The following is a 20827-nucleotide window of genomic DNA, read 5'->3' on the forward strand; positions in this document are numbered from 1 at the left end:
CTGAACACTCGGTCACAGGCGTCAGCCGCTGAGGGCGGCCGCCCTACTTTGTACGAATCGCGGGCCAGCACCCCGATTCACAAACTGGTACGCGGGAAGTCGTACAAACTGCAGTGCATCTCGACAGAAGTCCCTGATCGGTCATGGTGTTTCCTTCTGCTCGACAGATGGCCAGGCTCCGTGCGGGGCCGGGCCTCTTGGGCGAGTAACGAGTGGATCTCCCGTCCCGCCCTGCGCGTCGTCGCCGACCCTTGCAGCTTGAGCGACGCCAGTAGCGCCACGTGCTGCTGACACTCGTGAGTCGAGGACTCGAGTTGTCAGCTCGACTGTGGCGAGGTACCACCAGAAGATCCAGTCCAGGAACACGGGGTCGTAGTCAGAGCGTTGGCGAGCATCCTTGTGACGGATGGAGAACTTGTTGGCGATCTCGAACAGAGCGGACTCATCCTTCGTGACCAGCACGTCTTTGAGCAGCGCCCGCCGTTCCTCAAGTACACCTGCAAGGGCCCGATTGGCGGACGTCTTGTCCTGCACTGTGGCACCTCGCGATCGGTAGAGAGCGATGGCGTGCAAGACATCGTCGCGAGGTTCGCGTGCTGGGTCGGTCATCTTCTCGATCAGTTCGTGACGTGCGGGATCGAGGACATGGACGAGACGGCCGCGATCCTCCCCAGCCTCAGCGAGGTAGAGGTCTGCTGCCGAGTCTTCAAGGAGCCTGTTGACGCGCCACCTGTAGACCTCCTGACCTCGTGAACCCGAGTAGTCACCGTGATGCCAGCCACAACCTCCGAAGGGGTGCATCCACCTGGCACGAGGGGCAGACACAAGATCGTGAAGAACCTCGATCAGATCGAACAGCAGCGTCGGGTCCTTGCGGCATAGCTCCGGATCGATGGGCCACAAACCAGGGCGGGACAGCTTCAGCGCGATTGCATCAGCGGGGTCGACGGCTGTGGGATCGTCTGGGCAATCCTTCCCCATCGTCTCCTCAAAGTAGCCAAGGTCTTCAAGCTCGCTGAACAGACTCACGAACAGCCCTGCCGCTGACTCGATAGACCTCGCAGCCGTCCTTGTCGAGACCGCATGGCGTTGGGAGAAGTACGGTCTTGCTGTGGTGGTGATAGTGGGCAACGTGTCTACCCTGCTGAGTAGCTGCTGCAGCCAGCGCTGCTGATCAGTCAGTCGTGGCGCGGCCGAAACCATCGACCGGCCCCAGGGATCGGCTGGCTCTGGTTGATGAGCTCGGAAGTCGTCCACAGCACGCCGGCTCACGAAGGCCTGCTCCAGCAGCAGCTCACAGCGTTCTCCCCAGTCCTTGACGGTGCGATGGTTGAGTTCTCGGGAGAGCTCCCTCTTCAAGAGCGTGGGGGGCCACCGCAGCGTGTAGTCCTCATCCTGACGCTGTGCAGGGCTGACCTTGGAGACGCTCATCTGTGATCTGCCGCTAGTGAGAGAGACCTCCTCGAGGTCAGCGTGGAACGACTCCGGGAGCCCCGGAGGGAAACCGAGAACGGCCGCAGGCGGCGGGGACACGGCGCTGCCCAATCAGCGGAGAGGTCGTCGGTGATCGGGCGAAGGCTCGGAAGGGCTCGGCTGGACACCTAGCCATTGTGCCGGAGCACTCCGACACCTATCGAGGCCGGTGTGACTACTAAGCCCGGTGTATCTGCACTGGTCGGCCCAGTCCGCCGACCGGTGCAGTACCGGGTCAGTCGCGCACTCCGGGTGCTCCACGAGGCAGCCACCCGCACCGAAGCCGCCCAACCGCACAGCCCACACAGCTACCCCCGCGTAGGCCGTGGCCGCAGCTCCGAACCACGAGGAAAGTCCTAGGCCGTCGGTTACGCGCTGGCTGATGCTGGTCCGGGTTCTAAGAGGGCAGGACCAGCAAAGGCAAGAGAGAAGGGGTGACCGTGGCATGTTGGATGAGGAGACGCAGCAGCTGATCGTGACCGCGGAGAGGCGGAGGCCTGTGTGTGGACGACGCCCGAAACTGGTCGGTTTCGACGGGCGAAAACTGGACGGGTGTGGGTAGTTTAGCTGGGGGTTTCGGTGGTGGTGCGGATGCTGGGGAGGGTCGACGCCTCGGTTGCGGAGTCGGTAGCTGGCGCCTTTGAGGGTGAGGACGTCGGCGTGGTGGACGATCCGGTCGTCAGCTATCCACCCGAGTACGTCGACAAGCTCGTCGAGACCCTGCTGACGGAGCTTCTACATGTCCTCTCCGCCCAGAATCCCGGTCTCCTGCTAGCTCGCCCCAGGGTCTGCGGACTCGCTGACGAGAAGCGCCGGCCGTCGAAGCCGTTGACGAACTGACTCTGCCCTCCGCGGGGCACTGGGCGGTCGGCGCGGTGCGCTGTGGCGGGTCGCTTGCGCTCGGGGGTGGGGTGGATGGTGACCGCCGCAGGCTGCTGGTGTGTGCAAGCCTGGCTGCCCCTATGTAGCGCCTATATAGGGCGCAGTATGGACCCCTATATAGCGGTCGGCTCCATGACGGATCAGGCAAGCTCGGCTCAGAGGATCTGTAGGCGGGCTCGGAAGGGCCCCAACTCGTCCAGGAGGTATGCGCCGGGGATTACTCCCGCTCTGACGAGGGCACGGGGTCCTGTTCTGCACAGCCAACCCTTGAGCTGATCCGTCATCAGGTAGCATTAGCTGTCTACGGATCATTTCAAAGGGGGTGAGTGGAGTGGGGACATTGACACCGGCTACGGCGCACCAGGTGGGTCTGTCTCGGAGTGGGTTGTATCGGGCTGCCCGGGATGGTCGGTACGAGCGGATCGCTCGGGGGATCTACGTGCCGGTTGATGACGCGGGCGTGGACTGGGACCTGGTTGAGGCCGCGAGGCGGCGTCGGGATGCGACGGTCTGTCTTGCCTCGGCGCTGGCCCATCATGAACTCACTGACGAGATTCCGGCTGGGTTGGATGTGGCGATCCCTCGTGGGTCGAGGATCCCTGCCGGCAGCGGTTCGATCGTGTGGCATTCCTTTGACCGTGACACGTTCGGTGTGGGACGTGAGGAGGTGCTCATTCCGGGGTCGGATCTGCGGATCGGGTTGTACTCGGCGGAGCGGTCGATCGTTGACGCGTTCCGGCTCCGCGGCGAGGTGGGCTACGAGTTGGCACGGGACGCGTTGAAGGAGTGGCTGCGCCGTGGCGGGACACCGGCCCGTCTGGTGGAGCTGGCCCTCGTGTTGCCGCGTGCGAAGGCGCCGACGTTGGCGGCGTTGGAGGCGTTGACGTGAGCACGGGGGAGGAGGTGTTCCGCCGTTTGCAGGCGGCGGCGCGGTCGACGGCGTCGAAGACCGGGAGCCCGGCGCCGACTCAGGAGTATCTGACCCGGCATGTCCTGGAGTCGTTCCTCGACCGGCTGACCCGCAGCCGCCATGGCGATGCTTTCGTGATCAAGGGAGGGATCCTGCTGGCCTCGTACGGGTGGCGGCGAGCCACCAAGGATGTCGATGTGAACGCGATCTCTGCCGATGTGACGCCGGCACATCTGACGGAGTTGGTGCGGGACCTGGCCGCGATGGAGCTCGACGATGGGGTTGTCTTCGACGCGGGCAGCATCGAGGTGACTGAGATCCGCGAGGAGGCTGACTATCCCGGGTTCCGGGTGCGGTTCGGGGCCAGGCTCGGGGTGTGGCGAGGTGCCGCGGCCTGGGATGTCTCCACCGGGGATCCGATCGTCCCGCCACCGAGGATGGTGCGCATCGAGCGTGTCGACGGTGATCCGATCGAGGTGCTCGGCTATGCCGCTGAGACCAGCATCGCGGAGAAGGGGGTGACGATCCTGGAGCGCGGGATCACGAGCACCCGCTGGCGCGACTACGTCGACATCGTCCAGCTGGATGGTCAGGAGATCAACCGCGACGATCTGCGCCTCGCCGCGGCGGCGGTGGCTGCCCACCGGGGTGTGCTCCTCCAACCGGTCAGCCGCGTGCTGGCGGGCTACGGGCAGGTTGCCCAGGCCAAGTGGGCCGCGTGGCGCCGCAAGGAACGACTCGAGGCCGTCGCGGACGAGCTCCTCGACGACCAGATCGCGCGGGTGGCCGCTGTCCTCGACCCGATCTTCGGCCCTCCGAGCACCCAGGAGGATCTGTGACCGTGGGCGTGTCGCGGTGTGGGGCGTTCGGATGCATGACGCAGACGGCTGATCCGCTGTGTGTGTTCCACGCGAGGAGGGTCCGCCGGGGTCTGGGGCTGCCCACCGTTGACGATCTGAGGGTTGGGGATCCGAGTGGTCATGGCGTGTGGGGGAGGGTGGACCGCACCGCTGATGGGGTCTTGTGTCATGAGTGTGGGCAGCGGTTCGCCAGTCTCGGTATCCATCTGGCCCGTGCCCATGAACTCAGGGTCCGGGTGTATCGGGATCGGCACGGGATCGCCGATGAGGAGTCGCTGGCGGTCGTGTCTGCGGGGCGGCCGCGGCGTCGTGCGCATCCGTGTGGGCGGTGCGGCACGATTTTGACGGTGCCGGGGAAGCTGTGTGACGACTGCCGTGTCACGCGCCTAGTTGAGCTTGAGAATCGCCAGGCGGCTCTGGCGGAGCCGAGACCGGTCAAGGCGCGGTGGCGGCGCCTGACCGGGGAGGAACGTGACGACCTGCTGCGGGCGGCGCCCGAGGAGGTCGGGTCGTTGATCGCGGCGCTGCAGCGGAGCCGGGTCACGTCGGCGGAGATCGCCGCAGTCCTGGGTCGTAGTCAGAAATGGATGCGCGCACCCATCCCCGCCCCGACTGGGGAACCCCGAACTGAGGGACCGCAACCCTCGTTGTGCACAGCGTTGTCCACCGCGGTGGGTGAAACGACCGCAACGCCCCCGGGATAGTGGGCGTCGGCGCGGCTGAGAGACCCGCCGAGCACGTCGCACCACCCCTAGTGCATGCCTTGGAGCGTTGCTGTCCAGCGGCCTGGTGAAGTTTTCGGGGGTAGGTTCATCACCCCTAGCCAGACGCTGAATCGGGGTGGCGTACCCCTCGTGGGGCGGGCTTTGGGGGTAGGGAACGGGAGAGGTGCCCGCGGGAGGTTCATCGCGGACCAACCGCGAAAGGACCCCTTGCGATGAGCGTGCGCGCCGCCCTCCATCTCGACCCTCTACTTCAGGCCGCCGACGACACCTGGCCGCTGTGGACCAGGAGCGAACCCCTGCTGACCCGGTTCGCCTCGCACAGGGAGGTAGCGCAGTGGCGGATGGATGATGTCGACTGGCAGGAGGACCGGGAGATGTTCCTCGCGTTGGGTCGGCTGACGTTGGTGGAGGAGTCACGGGTCGCCGCGACAGCGGTGCTGGTGTTCCTGGTGCTGCCCGCATGTGAGGCGACCGTCATGCGGCGGGCTTCCATGACCCATGACGTGAGGCAGCTGGAGGATGTGGCGGCTGGCTATCTGTGGACCGAGGTGGCGCAGTATCCGTGGGACGATCCGATGAAGGGCTGGATCCCGCAGGGGGTCGCCCGCCGGGTCGGTCGGGCGATCGACCGCGACTTCGGTTGGGGAGAGACGGCGGAGCGGATCTGGCGGGATCGGGCCACGTTGGACTTCGAAGCGGTGGAGCGTCTCAATCATCGCGGGGCGTATATGAGGCCACTGAACACCACCGACCTGTACTGGTGGGCGGTGGCCGAAGCGGGGCTCAGCAGGGAGGACATGGATCTGCTGGTCGCGCTGGCGGTCACTGCCCACGAGGACGGGATCACGTCGCGGTCCAGCGCGGGTATCACAGCCCGGTCGGCGTGTGTGCAGCTGGTCCAGCCCGGAGAGACCGTCGATCAGCTGCAGTACCGCGCCAGGAAGGCGTTGACGGTCCTCCGCGAAGCAGCCCGCAGCACCGCCGCCTGACCCATTCGTCGGTCTGCCCGCGCACATCGAGGGCTGCACACCGACCCTGAGTTCCACCGACATTGGTCGCCGCTCGAATCGGTGAGGCGAGTCGGTGATCGATCTGTTGGAGATGATCTAGACCATGAACCCACGACGTGCAGCGGTAGTAGCCGTGACCATGACCGCCTTGAGTGCACTCCTGGCAGGCTGCGCTGCTGCCGGTCAGCCCACCCAGAGCCCCGCCGCGTCCCCGACGCCAGTCACCTCCAGTGCACTGCCGACCCCAGACCAGTCTCCGACCCCTGCCCAGTCTCCGACCCCTGCCTTGTCTCCGAGCGCGGAGCTGTCGGTGAGCCAATGGTTTCCCGATCAGCCGGCGGGTGAATCTGGCGTGCAGGCTGAGATCCGCGACGCCTGGGAAACCCACGAGATCACCATGGACAAGTTCACCCGGAATCCCGACCTGATCGATCTGACGGAGATCCAGCTCGTCTCCACTGGCCAGGAGGCCACCGATGCCGTCCAGGTCATTGCGCGGCTTCGGGGCAACAACCTGATCCGCAAGGGGTATGTGATCTTCCGTGACGCGGTGATCGCTGAGCCGATCACCGACACCGATGGAGTCACCACCTCTGAAATCAACTACTGCTTCGACCCAGCCCACCTGCAGACCGTCGACATCGACAGCGGCCAGCCCGGCGAGAGCGTCATCCAGCCCGATCAGACGATGAAGGTCATGGTCCTCATGGAACAGATGCCCGACGGGAGTTGGCGGGCGGCACTGTCCGAGACCGAATTGGCTCCGTGCTGAGAGCCCCAGCTTCGATCACAGACGGCCTCTTCGGCATGACGCCAGGGGTCACCGGATTGTTCCTAGCGCGTTGATGGAGTGCCCGCCTCGGGTCGGTGCCTGACGCCGGCTCGCCGGGCATTGCTGCGCTCTGGACACTCCGGCCCCCACGACGTTGCTGGCTTCCCCCACCCGGCCCTCTCCATGGAGAAGCCCTGCCACTCCCACGGTCAAGCAGCCGTAGCCGGCTTCCCTCCTGCCACGCACGTAGGGGCTCCCTGTCTGCGTGGAGTCGCTGGAACTCGTTTACGCGCTGGCCGGGATTGGCCCGGGTTCATAGAGGGCAGGACAGCACGAGGACAGGGAAAGGGGCCACCGCGATGTCGGATGAGGAGACGCAGCAGCTGATCGTTGCTGCGAAGGGTGAGGCGGAGGCCTGTGACCAGTTGGTGTTCTGGACTCAGCGGCTGCAGCACGCTCTGGATGCCCGCCGGCAGCTGCTGGACGTTCCGCCGGATGAGCTGAAGGCCGCCCTGGAGGCGCAGCGATGACCACGGCCACCTTCTCGCTGGCTGAGTTGCGCGCCGCCTACACCGCCCTCCACTCGGGCGCCTTCACCCCCGACCCGGCCCCCGAACACCGCGTTGCCCCCGAGCACCGCGTTGCTTCCTCGGCGGGGGAACTGCCCGCAGGGGCCGATGCGGTGATGGGTGTGGTCGGTGTTTCGGGTGGGGTGGGGACCACGACGGTGGCGTTGGCGATCGCCGAGGCTGTCGGCGCGAGCCGGCTGGTGGAGCTCGCCGTGTCGCACACCTCGGGGTTGGCTGCGGCGTCGTCGGCCGAACTCGGCCTCCAGCACGGCTGGAGCGTCGGGACCCGCGACGGGCTGCGGCTGGAGCGCCGCACCGACCCCGACGCTGCGATTCTCCCCGACGCAGGCGCAGGGTTCACGGTTCTTGACCTCGGGCCATGGCCCGACCACCTGCCGACGACGGCGGTGCTGGTGGTGGTCGCCGCCTGCTCGGTGCCGAGCGTGCGGCGTCTCAATGCCCGCCTGGACACTCTCGACGGCCTGCGGGTGGTGCCAGCGATCACCGGTGTCCCGGGTCGGGCACTGCCCCGCCAGGTCGGTTCGGTCGGCGGGCCGAGGCTGCGTGCCGCGGCAGCGGAGGGGCGGCTGCTGCTGGTGCCGGAATGTGCGTCTCTTCGGGTCGGTGGGGTTACTGCCGATCCCCTTCCTCGTCGGCTGCAGTCCGCGGTCGATGTCATCAAGTCGTGTGTGGAGGAACTCTCATGATCATTCAGTTCGTAGCCGAGGCCGTCGCGTCAGGTGTGGTGGTGCCGGCGGAGGGGCGGGGGATGGTGTGCCCGGTGGCGCCGGCGGGGGCGCAGGTCCTGGTCGATGAGTTCTTGGGCTGGTTCTCGTGGGCTCTGGTGTGGGTGGCGTTCCCGGCGGGGATCCTGGCCGCGGTGGCGGCGGTGATCATGGGCAAGGTGTTCTCGATGCCGCACGTGTCCAAGGGTGGTCTGATCGGGGTGTTCGTCATCCTCGGCGCCGCGCTGCTGTATCTGGTGATTCCGGGGATCCTGGCCGGGTTCCTCGGTGACGGCTGCGTCGCCCGCTAAAACCATGATGAGGCCTGATCGCGCGCACCTGACCCTGCTGGCCGCCGTCACGGCGGTGGCGTTGCTGCTGTTCAGCGGCCTGGGGTTCGCTGTCTACTTCGCCGTCGCCGATGACCCGACCCCCACCACGACGGGGCAGGTCGTCGATTCCCTGCCGGCCGGCGACGTCTCGGTGCGCGATGAGATCGCGGCCGCCCCGATGCTGCCGGTGGCGTCTGCGGATGCCACCGGCGGCACCCCTGCCCTCGGCACCCTGCCGACGATCGACATCCCGCTGGTTGCCCAGATCGGTGCGGAGGGGATCCCGACCGGCTACCCGAAGACGCCGGAGGGTGCGGTGGGGCAGTTGGGGGAGATCCTGGTTTCCGTCCTGGGCTCGATGGACCTGACGCATGCGCAGCGGGTGCAGCAGTCCTGGTTCGAGGACCCCACGGGCTCGGCGGGGTCGTGGCCGGTGTCGGGGTTGATTCAGTCGTTCTTGACAGCGGGGAGGATGCCGGGAGGTTTGGAGCCGGGGGCGTCACTGACGGTGATCCCCTCGGCGGGGCAGGTGAAGGGCTCTGACGGCGACGGCTGGCATGTGGTGTGTGTGTTGGTGGAGATCACCTACACGTTCCGCGACCAGGCCCGCCTGGCCTATGGGCACTGCGAACGCATGACCTGGCGAGAAGACCGTTGGCTGGTCGGGGCCGGGGCGCATCCGGTTCCTGGCCCGTCGACGTGGCCGGGCACCGAGCTCGCCGGCGCGGCTGGCTGGCTCACGTGGCGGGACGCCTGAGCCATGTGGGAGCAGATCGGGGAGTTGTTCGGTGATCTGGCCGCGGCGGGTGGGCAGATTGTGGTGGATGCGTGGGTGGCGATCTGCATGGCGGTGTGGGGTGCCGGGTTGTGGGTGATGCGCTCCGTGCTGCAGCTGGGGGACTGGTTCCTCACCCCCAACCTCAACCCTGACGGGTCCTCCTCGGCGCTGTGGTCGGTCTACGGCCTCACCCTCTGGCTCGGCCTCTCGTTGGCGCTGATGTTGCTGATCGTGCAGCTGGTCGGCACCGTGCTCCGCCGAGACGCCCTCTCACTGGCCGCTGCCATGTGGGGGGCGGTGAAGTTCCTGCTGGTGTGCACGCTCTGGTACACCTACGGCGCCGCTGTGGTCACGGCTGTGGAGGGCCTCAACACGGCGCTGCGGATCCAGTTGCTGGGCACAGCGGATCTGGCCGACTGGGAGCCTGCCGGTCTGGACTTCACCGAAGGGGTGATGACCGGCACGACCGCCACAGTGCTGATGTTGCTGGGGTTGGTGTTGTGGCTGGCCGGGTTGGCGCATCTGGTGGTGATGCTGGGTCGGGCGGTGTCGCTGATCGTGATCGCCGCCACCGCACCGATCGCCGCGGCCGGGCTGATGTACAAGCCGTTCGAATCATGGTTCTGGAAGGCGTTTCGCTGGTTCCATGCCGCCGCCATCGCGCCCTTGTTGATGACGCTGATGCTCGGGTTGGGGGTACAGCTGGCCACCGGCGTCTCGCTGGGGATGGAGGACTCCGGCCAGGAGGCCGTCGCCCTGGCGTTGCCATCGGTGGTGATGATCGCGGTGGCCGCCCTGTCGCCGGTGGCTCTGTTCCGGTTGTTGGCGTTCGTGGATCCGGGCACCACCAGCGGCGCCTCGTTCCGCGCCGGCCTCGCCGGCACCACCGGCGCCTCCTCGGCCGCCGACTACGCCCACACCGCCGTGACCCGCAGCAGCGGAGGCTCTGGGGGTGGGGGAGTTGCTGGTGCGGGCGAGTCAGCCACGGCGAGCCGTGCCGCGGCGGCGCAGAGCTCCAGCCTCAGCCCCGCCGCAGCGGGCGCCGGCGGCGGCGGAGCCGGTGGAGCCGCCGGGGGAGCCGCGGGCGGCTCCGCTGGTGCTGCTGGGGGAGCTGCAGCTGGCGCGGGTGCTGCTGCCGGCGGCGCTGCTGCTGGTGTGGGTGCGGTGGCGGGTCCGGTGGGTGTGGTGGCGGCCGGCGTGATCCTCGGCGCGAAGAAGCTCGTCGACGGTTTCCAGCAGGTCGGCGCCCGCGCCACCGGCCTGGTCAACGACACCACCTCCGGCATGGGGGCCGGCGACCCGTCCTACCCGTACGACCCGGCCGGCGACATCCGCCGCGCTCCTCATCCGGCGCAAGTCGCCACCACGACGACATCGACCCAGCCGCAGCGTGCGGCGCAGCCCCCTGTGGCTGTGAGAGAAGCGGAGGACCACAATGGCGGCACGTTCATTTGACGCGTTCACCACCCCGAAGGCCGGCGTGATCTGGGGCCTGACCGTCCCCCAACTGCTGTTCCTATCGGTGGCGACGTTCCCGGCGTGGATGGCGATCAGCTCCCAACGCTGGCTGGCCGGGATCATGTGGGTGCCCGTGTGGCTGCTGCTGCTGTTCCTCACCGTCGTCCCCCTCGGCGGCCGCCCCGCCGTCGGCTGGCTCGCCGCCGCTACGGCGTTCGCGGTCGCCGGCCTGAACGGGTGGTTGACCTTCCGGTCGAGGGCCGCCACCGGAACACTGCGGGACCTGGACGAGCTGGACATGCCCGGCGCCCTGACCGGAGTCGAGGTCCTCGACGGCCCACCCATCGGACTCACCCAAAGGCGGGTGGCGGTGATCAAACATGCTGCGGCCAGGACGTGGGCGATCACCGCCCGGATCGAGCATGACGGGATCGCGATGGCCACCGACGCCCTGTGCAACCGGTACGCCGACGGCCTGACCGAACTGCTGGACACCGCGGCCCGGGGGGAGTTGATCTCCGAGATCCACCTGATGGTCCGCACCACCCCGGACGACTGCACCGAGCGGGAACTGTGGCTACGCGCCAACATCACCCCCGATGCGCCGGTCACGTCGGTGGCCACGCAGATCGAGCACCTGCGCTGGTCCCAGGCCGGGGTCCGAACCGAAGCATTCATCACCCTCGTCATCCCCGACAACCGCCTCAGCCGCGAGGCCAGACACATGGGCGGCGCCACCGATGGCCGGATGAACACCCTCCTCTCCCTGGCGGCCGAGATCGGGGCAGTGGTCACCGGCCCTATGGGCGCACGCGACATCGAATGGCTCACCTCCCCAGAGTTGGCGCAGACGGTGCGCCTCGGGTTCGCCCCCGGCGACCGCGCCGGCCTCGTCGCCGCCGCCCACGACGCAGCCAACGATCCTGAGGTGTGCGCGGGGGTGCCGTGGGCGCTGGCCGGCCCCTCCCAGGCGTATGCCGCGCTCCGGCATTACGCGCATGATGCGTGGGCGACGGTCACCTCGACGGTGAAGCTGCCCGAGCGTGGTGCGACCATGGGCGGCTGGGGACACGTCCTGGCCCCGTCGGAGGCGGTGGAGCGGCGCAGTGTGGCGGTCGTGTTCCCGATCGAGAAGCAGTCGGCCGCGGATCGGAAGGCGGCGCAGCAGGAGTTCGGCCAAAGCCTCGGGCAAGGGTTGAAGGACCGGCTCGGGGTCCGCACCGGCGCCAAGGACCACCGCCGGCAGGCGAAACTGGACCGGGTCGAGGTGCAGCTCGCGATGGGCGCCACCATGAGCCACCCCTACGCCCTCTGCTCGGTCACCATTCCCGCGACGGCCCCGGTGGCTGAGTTCGGCCGCCGGCTGGATGCGGCGATCCGCCGCGGCGGCATGGCCCCGCAGCGACTCGACATGTCCCAGGACCTGGCCTTCGTCACCGCCACCCTCCCACTCGGGGTCAGCCTCACCACCAGGCACCAGTGATGGCCCGCAGCATCAACCGCCTCCTCGCGGACTTCGGCCACGACCTCCCGGCCAAGCCCCAGCTTGAGCGTGAGCGGTCGGTGCGGGAGTTCACCTCCGCCCCGCCGTGGCGCGGCAAAGCAGCCAGGGGGGCGGGGTGGGTGGCGTCACGGCCTGCGGTGAAGCGGTACCAGATGACCTCCGACCAGGCCGGCGTGTTCTGGCCCTTCCTCACGAGCAGCCCTTTGCCGCCGACCGGGGCCCCGATGGGCACCGACATGAGCAACGGCGCCACCTTCTATGTCGACCCTCACGGCTGGGTCCTCAACGACTCCATCCCGGTCACGAACCCGAACATCTTCGTGTTCGGGAAACCCGGGCGGGGGAAGTCGGCGTGGGTGAAGGCGTTCCTCAACCGAATGTTCGCCTTCGGGTACCAGGCGTTGATCCTGGGAGATCCGAAGGACGAGTACGAGCTGATGTGCCGCCACTTCGGCGTCGAACCCTTCGCCATCGGCCCCGGCATGCCCACCCGCCTCAACCCCCTCGACCCCGGACCGCTGGCCACAGGCTGGGGCCAGTTGGACCGGGTGGAGCAGGAGCGGCGTTCGGCGGTCATCTTCGGCCGCTGGCTCGTCCTCCTCCGGTCGCTGATCGGCTCCCAGAGTGTGGGCGACAGGAAAGTCGCGGTGGGACCGACGGAGGAACAGGTCCTCAAAGCCGTCCTCGTCGAGCTCACCCACACCGATGCGGACAGCCGAGCGTTGCGGCCGATCGTGATCCCGCAGGTCTGGCAACAGTTGCACTCACCCAGCGACCACCTGATCGCCGAGCTCCGCTACCCGGACCGCCACACCTTCCTCGACGACACCCGCCTCCTGCGCGACGCGGTCGCGCAACTCATCTCCGGTGTCTTCGCCGGGATCTTCGACGCCCCCACCACCGTCACCATCGACTGGAACGCGCCGATCCAATCCCTATCGCTGTCCCGCCTGATGCCGTTGGGTGACGATGCCGTCGGGATGGCGCTGATGTGTCTCAACTCCTGGGGCACCGCCATGCGCCAAGTCAGTGGCCGGCGGCGGATCAACGTCCGCGACGAAGTCTGGCGACAACTCCGCCTCGGCACCGGCGCCGTCTCCTCCTTCGACGCCGATCTTCGCCTGTCACGCTCGCACGGCGATATTGAGATCGCCAACGCCCACAAACCCTCCGACTATCTCGGTGCGGGGCATGCCGGGTCGCAGGCGCAGCAAATCGCCAAAGACCTCCTCCACCTCGGCGACATCAAGGTCCTCTTCGGCCAGGACGCCGAGGTTGCCGACGACCTGGAGCAGCTCCTCGACCTCGGACCGGTCGCCCGCGACATCGTCACCGGCTGGGCCATGGGCGGCAAAGGCCGAGCCCTCATCGGCGTGGGTCCCCGCCTCCACAAGGTCGCGCTGACCCTCCACGCGGATCTCGAACTGCCCTTGACCGACACCAACCAGAAACTCCTGACCTGATGTGGAAGGCACTGGCCGCGATCGCAGCGGCGCTCACGCTGCCGTTGGCTCCGGTGATCGTGTTCGCCGGGGCGCTGGCCGGACCGCAGAACCAGACCCAGTCCGTCAGCGCCACGTGCGCCGGCTGGGCCGGCGACACCCCGGTCGGCGTCGAGTTGGATGCGGGGCAGATGAACCGCGCCGCCCTCATCTACGCGGCGGCCCTCGACACCGGTGTCGGCCCGGCGGGGGCGGTGGTCGGGATCGCCACCGCGATGCAGGAATCCGTACTCGGCGCCCACCCCGCCGCCGCGATCCCCAACTCGGATGGGGATGTCGGGCTGTTTCAGCAACGCTCCCTGGTCGGCTGGTACGCCGACGGCACCACCCAAGCCGAGAACCTCCGCATCTTGGCCGACGACGCGTACCAGGCCCGCACCTTCTACCTCGGCCACACCACCCGCAGCGGCTGGCACATCCCCGGCCTCACCAACATCGACGGCTGGCAGCACATGTCGGTTGCCCAGGCGGCTCAGAAGGTGCAGGTGTCGGCCTACCCCGACGCCTACGCCAAACACGAAGGCCTCGCCCGCACCCTCGTCGCCCTCTTCGCCGGCCACCCCGCAGGCCTCGCCAACTGCGGAACCCTCGACGCGGACCTGGACTGTGCCCCGACGGGGATGGCGTCCGAGCGGGGTCAAACCCCCGACGCGCTACGGGTCATGCGGTGCATCCATTCCAAGTGGCCGCAGATCCGATCGCTGCTCGGCGTCCGCCCCGGCGACCCGAAAGATCACGGGACCGGTCGCGCCGTCGACGTGATGATCCCCAACTACTTCTCCCCAGCCGGCATCACGCTGGGCACGGAGATCGCCGAATGGGCCCGCACCAACGCCACCGCCCTCGGCGTTACCTATGTGATCTGGCGCGAACACCTCTGGTCCGTCGCCCGCGCCGACGAGGGCTGGCGGCGCTGCGGTGACGCCGCGTCGTGTTACACCGGACCCGACCCCTCCGCCGCGCACCTTGACCACGTCCACATCTCCGTCCACGGCACCCAAGGCACCGGCACCAGCGCGGTCGGATCCGGTTCGGTGGTGCTGCCGGTCGACCAGTACCGCCTCACCTCCCGCTTCGGCGACACCGGACCCCGGTGGAAGAAGGCCCACACCGGCCTCGACTTCGCTGCCCCCACCGGCACCCCGATCAAGGCTGTCACTGACGGCATCATCACGCGCACCGAGTCTGCCGGCGCCTACGGCAACCTCACCACCCTCAAAGCCTCGGACGGGACCGTCGTCTACTACGCCCACCAATCCACCACCATGGTCCGGGTCGGCCAGACGGTGACCGCCGGGACCGTGATCGGAAGGGTCGGCGCCACCGGGAACGTGACCGGACCCCACCTCCACCTGGAGGTCCGCGTCGGCGGTATCCCGACCGATCCTGACCGCTGGTTCCGCACCCGAGGACGCACCCCATGACCCCACACCCCGTCACCCACCTCCTCACCGCAGTGCTCGCCGCGCTGCTGCTCGCTGGCTGCAGCGACACGCCGACACAGGCACCCACACCACACACGACCACGCCCGCTTCCCACCCGGTCACCTCGCCGGCGTCGGTGGTGGAGACGGGCGCGGCCGAGGGCTGGGTCGGCGACGACGAACTCGACACCACCCCGGCGACGGTGGATGTGCATCCCGACGACCCGCCCGAGGATGCCCAGATCGCGGCCGCGGTCACCGCGGCCACCGAGTTCGTCGTCGGCTGGCTGACCGCCGACCAGCAGCTGAGGCGTGAGCGCCTCGAGGGTGTGGCGGCGGAGGCGCTGATCGCCGCCTTCGACGACCCCCGCTTCACCCCCGCCGCCGCCACCCAGCAAGGCCCCACCCATGTGATCGAAGCCGATCCCATACAGATCACCACCCGCCACCGCCTCGACACCGGCACCGCCGTCGACGTCACCCTGATCCTCGACCCCGACAGCACACACGGCTGGATCGCCATCACCATCACCACCTGACAAGCCCACCCGAGCACCTAGCTGCGCAGGGCGGGCGGTACGCTCGAAACGGCAGCCGATGGTAGGTATTCCCGCCTGCTCCCGCCGGGTAGCGTGCTGCACACACCCAAAGCGGTGTCGACATCCCTCGACACCATCCAGCCGGAAGCCTCCAGCGACCCCCCATCGCCGGAGGCTTCCGTGCCACCCCAGCCTCACGAACAAGCCTTCGTTGGTTGTGCCGACCGCTCACGCTATGGATCGGTCTCGTCCGGGTTCTTCAGGGGCATGACAGATTCGCAGCACGACGACGGCTACGCCTGGACCTGGGAACCCGCCGTCGGCGCCCTCACCACCATCGCCCTCCTCGGGATGGTCGCGGTCCAGGCCGGCCGCAGCCTCACCCTCGCCGCCGCCGGCGCCGGCTGGCACTGGCCACCGTCGGCCGCCCTGGTCACCAGCAGCTGGGGCATCCTCACCGGCAACCTCCACGCCGGCCTCACCACGCAAGGCGCCGCCGCCGTCTGGGTTGCGTGGGCGATCGCCGCAGCGCTGTTCATCGCCGGCCTGACCGCCGCCATAGTCATTGCGATTCGGGTCACGGCAGGCCGCCGATTCAAGGGCATGGCGACCACCGGACAGGCGGAACAGCTCCTTGGGCTGGGCCGGCTCCGCGCCAACCGTGCCGTGATCCGCCCCGACCTGTACCGCAAGGGCCACCGGCGATGAGGGGCCGGTTTGAGCCGACAGCGGTGGGGTGGCGGATCGGGACCAGCAAGGTGCCTGTCGGGGTGGCGTTGTGGCAGCCGTGGGACCGCACCGCCGGCGTCATCGGACCCCAGGGCTCTGGCAAGACCCTCGACATCCTCACCCCCGCCCTCCTCCAGGCCCCCGGCGCCGCCCTGGTGACCCTCACCAAACCCGACGACCTGCTCCTCACCCTCGCCGCCCGCCAAGCCCGAGGTCCGGTGGCGGTCCTGGACCCGTTCGGTGCCGCTCCGGGGTTGCCGGAGCTGATCTGGGACCCGATCGACGGCTGCGTCGACGCCACCGTCGCGGAGAAGCGCGCCAAAGCGTTCTGCGCCGGCACCCTCGGCAGTGGGGGAGACGGCGCCGACTCCGCCGCCCGCTTCTACGCTGCCGAAGCCGCGAAAGTCATCCAGTGCTACCTCCACGCCGCCGCACTGGCCGGCTACACGCTCAACGACATCCTCGAATGGTCCGCGAACCCCCGCACCGCCACCCTCCCCTCAGAGATTCTCCGGTCGCATCCGATGGCGGAGCCGAACTGGTCCGGCCTCCTCGCCGGCGCGGTCAGCAACACCGATGAGCGCACCGCCGGCAACACCAAATCCACCGTCGACCAAGCCCTGGCCCTCTTCGCCACCCGAGACCGACGCGAACGCTGCGTCCCCAGCAACGGCCGACCCGCCGTCGACATCGCCGACCTCATCCGCAGAAACGGCACCATCTACCTGCTCGGCCGCGAAGACCCCTACGTGTCAGCCTCCCCCCTGATGACGGCGGTGGCGGAGCATGTCCTCGACACCGCCCTGCAGCTCGCTAACGAGAGTGGGTTCGGCAGGTTGTGTCCGCCGATGCTGGCCTGCCTCGACGAGCTTCCGTCGACGGCGCCGCTGCCGACTCTTGCGACGAGGATGGCCAATGAGCGGGCGTTGGGGATTTCGTTCATCTGGGCCTCCCAGACGTGGGCGCAGCTGACGCGCATCTTCGGGGAACAGCAGGCCCGCGCGATCAAGGACCTGACCAACTCTCTGATCATCTTCGGCGGCTCCAAAGACGCTGCGTTCAATCGCGAGATCAGCGACCTCCTCGGCACGAGGCGCATCACTCGGCGCAACCAGCAGCACGGGCAGCATGGTTCGATTTCTACCCACGGCGAAGACATCCCCGTGATCAGACCTGAGCAGCTCCGCGAACTCCCTACCCGCACCGCGCTGGTGGTGGCGGAGAACGGGAAACCCGTCATAGCCGCCCTCCACCGCGCCATCGATGGCAAACCCGGCAAGGCGCTGCTCGCGCAGCAGCGCGCAATACGAGGCCTCCTCACGACATCCGAGGGTGGGGCTCTTCACACGATGACGGTGGGGGAGAAGACCGCACTCGCACACTCCTACTCACGCCAACTCGGCCTCACCGACTAGACAAGGGACCCGCCCCGATGACTCCCCTGCTCAAACCGTTCCCCGAACCCTCAGAGCGGATGCTCGCTGCCCTGGTCGACCTCGCGATCCTCGCCCGCGGGGGAGAAGCCGCCGAGGCCATCATCGCCACCGGCGAGATCCTGCCCCGAATCTGGGACATCACCACCATCGCAGACCCCGACCTGGGCTGGGACACCTGGCAGTGGCTCGACGCCTTCGTCATCTGGCTCAACACTCAACACGCCTGGTACTCCGCCGACCACACCCCACCCTGCTGGCCCGAACACCCAGGCCTGGTCCGCGAACTTTTCACCCTCGCCGCGATGCGCTACCAAGCCGGCGAAGCCACGAGCCCCATGCCGCTCGAGGAATGGCACCGCTATGCCCTCCCCGGCTACCTCGACCGCACCCGAGACCAACGCCGCGCCTGCGACGAGAAACACCAACCATGGCCCGGACGAGCAGCCCACACCCGCCACACGGATGCAGCACGGCGACGTCGTGCCTTCCGCGACGATGTTGATAGCGCCCCTGGCGTGGAGCAGACGGTCATCCTGCAGGCTCTGTAGGTGCGAGACCACGATGCGGGACTGTCGCCGGTCCCTCGACGGTGGAGATCCTGTCCCCGTTCACCCAGCCCACTAGGAGTTCACCGTCCTCGACCCGCACTACCTGCCCTTCCCACCGGCCAGCCGTCTTGCGTCGATCGACCACCAGAGCGGGAAAGGTGCTGTCGAGCCAGACATGACGCACCCTCAGGCCGTCGAGCTTCCTCGGTGCCCGCCCCAGGCGATCGCTGAGAGACCCGAAATCGGAGCGCTTCATGGTCATGGGAAAGACCGTACCTAGCACTACTGACACAGTCGAGCAACCCATTGGGCTGGCTGTGCTGACTGCAGTCCGGAAGGCGCCCGTGGCCTGAAACGCAGGACCGGCCACGGGCGGATGCACACACCTACTGTCGGAGCAGTCACGTATGGTCGCCGCATGGGGATGAAGAGAACAGTGATATTAGGACCCGACTCGGCCCACCTGACATTCCAAGCGCTAGAGGCTGCGGATGTGTACGGGCTCAGTGCCGATCGCGTGGACGACAGGGGCAGCGGGCACGTGTTGTTCGATGTGAGGGGCACAGATGCGAGCCTTCAGAAGTTCACGGAGTTCGTGGTGGGTCTCGGTGCCACAGTTACAGAGCCGCGACTATGAGCCAGCGTGGCTACAGCTTTGACGCGCAACGTGCGCATCGGGCGGACGATGCGGTGAACGCCGCCCATGATCTGGGTCTTCAGGCTGTCAATCCCGATGACCCGCCCTACGGTGGCGGCGCGGAGATACTGGTGCGTGGAGATGACGCACTGGCTCTCGATCGCTTCGAGGAGTGGGTGCTTGCCATCGGAGCCAAGCGTGACTACTGAGTCCCGTCGGACTGGTATGCAGCTAGACCTGGCGGCGTTGTCGGGGAGGCGAGCGTCATGATGTATCGCGCAACTGTGCTGCGTGTGATGATCGCTTCCCCATCCGATGTCCCCGACGCGAGAGACGCAGTAGAGGGAGCAGTTGCTGCCTGGAACCAAGCCAACGCACGGTTCAAAAGTGTGATCCTTGAGCCCTGGCGCTGGGAGTCGTCAGCAGTGCCCATCATCGGTTCGCACCCGCAGGAGCTCATCAACGGACAAGGAGTCGACGAATCCGACATCGTGTTCGCACTGTTCGGTGGTCGGCTTGGTTCGCCGACCCCCGACGCTGTCTCCGGCACCGTCGAAGAGATCGATCGAGCTCTGCAACTAGGCAAGCAAGTACACCTGTACTTCTCGACAGCACCTCTGCCACACACCGTCGATACGGCTCAGCTTGAGTCTCTACGCACCTTCAAGCGCCAAATGCAGAGCCGAGGGCTCCTAGGCGAGTTCAGCAAGGTCGAACAACTTCAGGGTGAAGTGTGGAAAGCCATCGAACACGACATCGTGACTCTGAACATCGACCAATCGGCGGCGCCGATCCGAGCTAAACCGAACGGCGTGGACTTCCTCGTCCAGCCTGAGCGAGAGCGCGAGGTGTCCGGGACCAACCCCAGGGGGGGGCCGCGCTACTCCACGAAACACTGGCTCAGTATCACCAACACCGGCGACAGGGATGCTGAGAACGTGACGTTCGAGGCGGTGCTCGAAGGCAGGATCATGCGCTTGATCACCTCGGACTCACCCACGACCATCCACCAAGGACAAGCTCGACGAATCCAGGTCCTCTACGCGGCCGGCGGCTCGGATGGGGCGCTCCTCCGTATCCGCTGGAGCGAGGACGGCGAACAGAAACAGCGCGATTACCAAGTCGGATAGTGGCGCTCCGGCCTATCTAGTGGCAGGGTACGCGTCTATTGGCATTCCGTGTGTTGGTGACGCCACGTGCTGTCCAGACAAGCGCGGGCTCAAGGTTGCCTCTCTCGCTTCTGCAGGCCTGTGGGGTTGTGCTCCTTCTTGATCACGTCGTACACCGGTGGGAACGGGGGGACCCGTTCGGGTGCTGGCCTCTGTGAGGTCGGCTGTGACGGTTCCTCAGCCATCCCTCCTCCGATCCAGAGTGCTCAGATTCCGCAGCTCGGGCGACCGCTCCTCGGTCGGTGGCGGCGGGGACTTTGGGGACATGATTGCTCCTCGTCGTTAGTGGGTGAACTGGATCACGCTGGTCATGGCGATTATCGCGATGAAGGTCGCGGCGAACCACCCGTAGGCATGAGTCAGTGCGCTTGTGCGGCGTGCGGCGTCTGCCGCGGCTTGGGAGAGCGGGGCGGGTTCAGTCAGCTGCATTGGGTTGAGAAGGTCGGCAGCGAACTGGGTGACAGGCACAGAGAGGGTTTGGGGGGCGGTTTCGTGTCTGTTGGCGAGTTCGCGCAATGCGCTGACAGCGGGGAGGCCATTCGTGCGTGTTCTAGGGATGAGTACGCGCAGGCAGTACACGATTGTGCCGATGCCGGCCACTCCGACGACTGCCGGGAGAATCAGCAGCACCCATGGTGGCGCCTCGGGGAGGAGGGACGGGGTCACGGCCAAGACCGTACCGGTCACTGTAAGTAGCCCGATGGCCATGGTCTGGCAATTCTGCACACGGTGCTCATGCTGTTCGAAGAGCCATTGAGCTTGGGCGAGCACCTCCGCTGAGTTGGCACGCTCAGCTTCACGGTCGTAGGTCAGGGCATCGACGCTCACCGGTTGAGGTGACGCCG

General features: G+C 67.4%; 22 protein-coding genes and 1 pseudogene. 21 read left to right on the top strand and 2 right to left on the bottom strand.

Annotated features, from left to right (window positions below; genetic code table 11):
* Nucleotides 1-141 precede the first annotated feature (141 nt).
* Nucleotides 142-1431, bottom strand: a complete 1290-nt coding sequence (locus H5399_RS17060) for a hypothetical protein (RefSeq protein ID WP_182784850.1) — start codon at nucleotides 1429-1431, stop codon at nucleotides 142-144.
* A 624-nt stretch (nucleotides 1432-2055) separates the two neighbouring features.
* On the opposite strand from H5399_RS17060, the gene H5399_RS17065 reads away from it, so the two are divergent.
* The 21 genes and pseudogenes from H5399_RS17065 to H5399_RS17160 all read left to right on the top strand — a co-directional run bounded on the left by H5399_RS17065 (nucleotide 2056) and on the right by H5399_RS17160 (nucleotide 19943).
* Complete coding sequence (locus H5399_RS17065) at nucleotides 2056-2313, top strand: hypothetical protein (RefSeq protein ID WP_182784852.1); 258 nt, start codon at nucleotides 2056-2058, stop codon at nucleotides 2311-2313.
* 373 nt (nucleotides 2314-2686) lie between these two features.
* Nucleotides 2687-2788 (top strand): annotated as a pseudogene (locus H5399_RS18705) (type IV toxin-antitoxin system AbiEi family antitoxin domain-containing protein); the annotation flags it as partial.
* Nucleotides 2789-3007: 219 nt separating this feature from the next.
* On the top strand, nucleotides 3008-3244 hold the full coding sequence (locus H5399_RS18710) for a hypothetical protein (protein WP_370585823.1): 237 nt from the start codon (nucleotides 3008-3010) through the stop codon (nucleotides 3242-3244).
* Entirely contained in the window at nucleotides 3241-4104 is an 864-nt protein-coding gene (locus tag H5399_RS17075) for a nucleotidyl transferase AbiEii/AbiGii toxin family protein (protein WP_182784856.1), read from the top strand. Before H5399_RS18710 ends, H5399_RS17075 begins: the two co-directional genes overlap by 4 nt.
* A 35-nt stretch (nucleotides 4105-4139) precedes the next feature.
* Nucleotides 4140-4829, top strand: coding sequence for a MucR family transcriptional regulator (locus tag H5399_RS18715; RefSeq protein ID WP_370585822.1), 690 nt, complete (start codon nucleotides 4140-4142; stop codon nucleotides 4827-4829).
* 233 nt (nucleotides 4830-5062) lie between these two features.
* The gene (locus tag H5399_RS17085) at nucleotides 5063-5839 is read left to right on the top strand and encodes a hypothetical protein (protein ID WP_182784860.1); all 777 of its coding nucleotides are present in this window, start codon (nucleotides 5063-5065) and stop codon (nucleotides 5837-5839) included.
* Nucleotides 5840-6212: 373 nt separating this feature from the next.
* Nucleotides 6213-6632 (top strand): hypothetical protein, encoded by a 420-nt coding sequence (locus tag H5399_RS17090; RefSeq protein ID WP_182784862.1) that lies wholly within the window; start codon nucleotides 6213-6215, stop codon nucleotides 6630-6632.
* A 359-nt stretch (nucleotides 6633-6991) separates the two neighbouring features.
* On the top strand, nucleotides 6992-7162 hold the full coding sequence (locus H5399_RS17095) for a hypothetical protein (RefSeq protein WP_182784864.1): 171 nt from the start codon (nucleotides 6992-6994) through the stop codon (nucleotides 7160-7162).
* Nucleotides 7159-7908, top strand: coding sequence for a hypothetical protein (locus H5399_RS17100; RefSeq protein WP_182784866.1), 750 nt, complete (start codon nucleotides 7159-7161; stop codon nucleotides 7906-7908). Before H5399_RS17095 ends, H5399_RS17100 begins: the two co-directional genes overlap by 4 nt.
* Nucleotides 7905-8237 (top strand): hypothetical protein, encoded by a 333-nt coding sequence (locus H5399_RS17105; protein ID WP_182784868.1) that lies wholly within the window; start codon nucleotides 7905-7907, stop codon nucleotides 8235-8237. Before H5399_RS17100 ends, H5399_RS17105 begins: the two co-directional genes overlap by 4 nt.
* A gap of 4 nt (nucleotides 8238-8241) precedes the next feature.
* Nucleotides 8242-9015, top strand: coding sequence for a hypothetical protein (locus H5399_RS17110; protein ID WP_182784870.1), 774 nt, complete (start codon nucleotides 8242-8244; stop codon nucleotides 9013-9015).
* Nucleotides 9016-9018: 3 nt separating this feature from the next.
* Nucleotides 9019-10491 carry a hypothetical protein gene (locus H5399_RS17115; RefSeq protein WP_182784872.1) on the top strand — a complete coding sequence of 491 codons (1473 nt, stop codon included), beginning with the start codon at nucleotides 9019-9021 and terminating at the stop codon, nucleotides 10489-10491.
* Nucleotides 10472-11977: an SCO6880 family protein gene (locus H5399_RS17120; RefSeq protein ID WP_182784874.1), complete on the top strand. Its 1506-nt coding sequence runs from the start codon at nucleotides 10472-10474 to the stop codon at nucleotides 11975-11977. Before H5399_RS17115 ends, H5399_RS17120 begins: the two co-directional genes overlap by 20 nt.
* The gene (locus H5399_RS17125; protein ID WP_182784876.1) at nucleotides 11977-13461 is read left to right on the top strand and encodes an ATP-binding protein; all 1485 of its coding nucleotides are present in this window, start codon (nucleotides 11977-11979) and stop codon (nucleotides 13459-13461) included. The genes H5399_RS17120 and H5399_RS17125 overlap by 1 nt, the downstream gene beginning before the upstream one ends.
* The gene (locus tag H5399_RS17685; protein WP_220491104.1) at nucleotides 13461-14924 is read left to right on the top strand and encodes a M23 family metallopeptidase; all 1464 of its coding nucleotides are present in this window, start codon (nucleotides 13461-13463) and stop codon (nucleotides 14922-14924) included. Before H5399_RS17125 ends, H5399_RS17685 begins: the two co-directional genes overlap by 1 nt.
* The gene (locus H5399_RS17135) at nucleotides 14921-15463 is read left to right on the top strand and encodes a hypothetical protein (protein ID WP_182784877.1); all 543 of its coding nucleotides are present in this window, start codon (nucleotides 14921-14923) and stop codon (nucleotides 15461-15463) included. The genes H5399_RS17685 and H5399_RS17135 overlap by 4 nt, the downstream gene beginning before the upstream one ends.
* A 267-nt stretch (nucleotides 15464-15730) precedes the next feature.
* Entirely contained in the window at nucleotides 15731-16171 is a 441-nt protein-coding gene (locus H5399_RS17140) for a hypothetical protein (RefSeq protein ID WP_182784879.1), read from the top strand.
* Nucleotides 16168-17607 (top strand): type IV secretory system conjugative DNA transfer family protein, encoded by a 1440-nt coding sequence (locus H5399_RS17145; RefSeq protein ID WP_182784881.1) that lies wholly within the window; start codon nucleotides 16168-16170, stop codon nucleotides 17605-17607. The genes H5399_RS17140 and H5399_RS17145 overlap by 4 nt, the downstream gene beginning before the upstream one ends.
* A gap of 17 nt (nucleotides 17608-17624) precedes the next feature.
* Nucleotides 17625-18176 carry a hypothetical protein gene (locus H5399_RS17150; RefSeq protein WP_182784883.1) on the top strand — a complete coding sequence of 184 codons (552 nt, stop codon included), beginning with the start codon at nucleotides 17625-17627 and terminating at the stop codon, nucleotides 18174-18176.
* Between the two features lie 633 nt (nucleotides 18177-18809).
* Complete coding sequence (locus H5399_RS17155) at nucleotides 18810-19022, top strand: hypothetical protein (RefSeq protein WP_182784884.1); 213 nt, start codon at nucleotides 18810-18812, stop codon at nucleotides 19020-19022.
* 57 nt (nucleotides 19023-19079) lie between these two features.
* Entirely contained in the window at nucleotides 19080-19943 is an 864-nt protein-coding gene (locus H5399_RS17160) for a DUF4062 domain-containing protein (protein WP_182784886.1), read from the top strand.
* 321 nt (nucleotides 19944-20264) lie between these two features.
* Here the strand turns inward: H5399_RS17160 and H5399_RS17165 are convergent, their stop codons facing one another.
* Nucleotides 20265-20810, bottom strand: a complete 546-nt coding sequence (locus H5399_RS17165; protein ID WP_182784888.1) for a hypothetical protein — start codon at nucleotides 20808-20810, stop codon at nucleotides 20265-20267.
* Nucleotides 20811-20827: the final 17 nt, after the last annotated feature.

This window comes from Tessaracoccus sp. MC1627 (genome assembly GCF_014164725.1).
Lineage (GTDB): Bacteria > Actinomycetota > Actinomycetes > Propionibacteriales > Propionibacteriaceae > Arachnia.

What these genes read in the sequence shown, in the direction of transcription:
- H5399_RS17160 (WP_182784886.1), top strand. Translation starts at nt 19,080, where the DNA reads ATGATGTATCGCGCAACTGTGCTGCGTGTGATGATCGCTTCCCCATCC.
- H5399_RS17685 (WP_220491104.1), top strand. Translation starts at nt 13,461, where the DNA reads ATGTGGAAGGCACTGGCCGCGATCGCAGCGGCGCTCACGCTGCCGTTG.
- H5399_RS17100 (WP_182784866.1), top strand. Translation starts at nt 7,159, where the DNA reads ATGACCACGGCCACCTTCTCGCTGGCTGAGTTGCGCGCCGCCTACACC.
- H5399_RS17150 (WP_182784883.1), top strand. Translation starts at nt 17,625, where the DNA reads ATGACTCCCCTGCTCAAACCGTTCCCCGAACCCTCAGAGCGGATGCTC.
- H5399_RS17140 (WP_182784879.1), top strand. Translation starts at nt 15,731, where the DNA reads ATGACAGATTCGCAGCACGACGACGGCTACGCCTGGACCTGGGAACCC.
- H5399_RS17095 (WP_182784864.1), top strand. Translation starts at nt 6,992, where the DNA reads ATGTCGGATGAGGAGACGCAGCAGCTGATCGTTGCTGCGAAGGGTGAG.
- H5399_RS17135 (WP_182784877.1), top strand. Translation starts at nt 14,921, where the DNA reads ATGACCCCACACCCCGTCACCCACCTCCTCACCGCAGTGCTCGCCGCG.
- H5399_RS17115 (WP_182784872.1), top strand. Translation starts at nt 9,019, where the DNA reads ATGTGGGAGCAGATCGGGGAGTTGTTCGGTGATCTGGCCGCGGCGGGT.
- H5399_RS17155 (WP_182784884.1), top strand. Translation starts at nt 18,810, where the DNA reads ATGAGCCAGCGTGGCTACAGCTTTGACGCGCAACGTGCGCATCGGGCG.
- H5399_RS17120 (WP_182784874.1), top strand. Translation starts at nt 10,472, where the DNA reads ATGGCGGCACGTTCATTTGACGCGTTCACCACCCCGAAGGCCGGCGTG.
- H5399_RS17110 (WP_182784870.1), top strand. Translation starts at nt 8,242, where the DNA reads ATGATGAGGCCTGATCGCGCGCACCTGACCCTGCTGGCCGCCGTCACG.
- H5399_RS17105 (WP_182784868.1), top strand. Translation starts at nt 7,905, where the DNA reads ATGATCATTCAGTTCGTAGCCGAGGCCGTCGCGTCAGGTGTGGTGGTG.
- H5399_RS17125 (WP_182784876.1), top strand. Translation starts at nt 11,977, where the DNA reads ATGGCCCGCAGCATCAACCGCCTCCTCGCGGACTTCGGCCACGACCTC.
- H5399_RS18715 (WP_370585822.1), top strand. Translation starts at nt 4,140, where the DNA reads ATGACGCAGACGGCTGATCCGCTGTGTGTGTTCCACGCGAGGAGGGTC.
- H5399_RS17145 (WP_182784881.1), top strand. Translation starts at nt 16,168, where the DNA reads ATGAGGGGCCGGTTTGAGCCGACAGCGGTGGGGTGGCGGATCGGGACC.
- H5399_RS17060 (WP_182784850.1), bottom strand. Translation starts at nt 1,431, where the DNA reads ATGAGCGTCTCCAAGGTCAGCCCTGCACAGCGTCAGGATGAGGACTAC.
- H5399_RS17085 (WP_182784860.1), top strand. Translation starts at nt 5,063, where the DNA reads ATGAGCGTGCGCGCCGCCCTCCATCTCGACCCTCTACTTCAGGCCGCC.